Below are 387 nucleotides of genomic sequence, written 5' to 3'. Positions count from 1 at the left end.
GCTTGCTCCCCGACTATCAAGAGAGTCGATATATATCACTCGTTTCCTTCACGATGCGTTGCCGTTTTAGTGTGGACCCAGAATTGAGAAAAATCCACTCGGATGAGCTCATCGTGTACGATGTTGAACTATCCGAATATATTCAGCGTAAAATGAACCGAATTCAAGCCGAGAAGACGGGACCTGTTCTAACAGAGTCGGATATTCAGAAGATCTATCAATCTTTGAAAGAAGCCAATATCACTGACCCGAAGATTCGGGCTGATCATGTGGATAAGGCGGGGAGTGTGGAGAAGGCGAAAAAATAGTAATAAACCAATTGCCGCTGGACCACTTATTGAAGTGGAGAGCGGCGATTTAATCAGGAAGTTAAACTTAAATGTAGAC

At 43.7% G+C, this 387-nt stretch carries 1 pseudogene; it reads left to right on the top strand.

The features are described from left to right. Positions 1 to 308 (top strand): annotated as a pseudogene (locus CHH67_RS25805) (nuclease-related domain-containing protein); the annotation flags it as partial. Between the last annotated feature and the right edge of the window lie 79 nt (positions 309 to 387).

The organism is Paenibacillus campinasensis (assembly GCF_002272015.1).
GTDB classification, from domain to species: domain Bacteria; phylum Bacillota; class Bacilli; order Paenibacillales; family Paenibacillaceae; genus Paenibacillus_AQ; species Paenibacillus_AQ campinasensis.
This window is presented reverse-complemented; position numbering and strand designations above follow the sequence as displayed.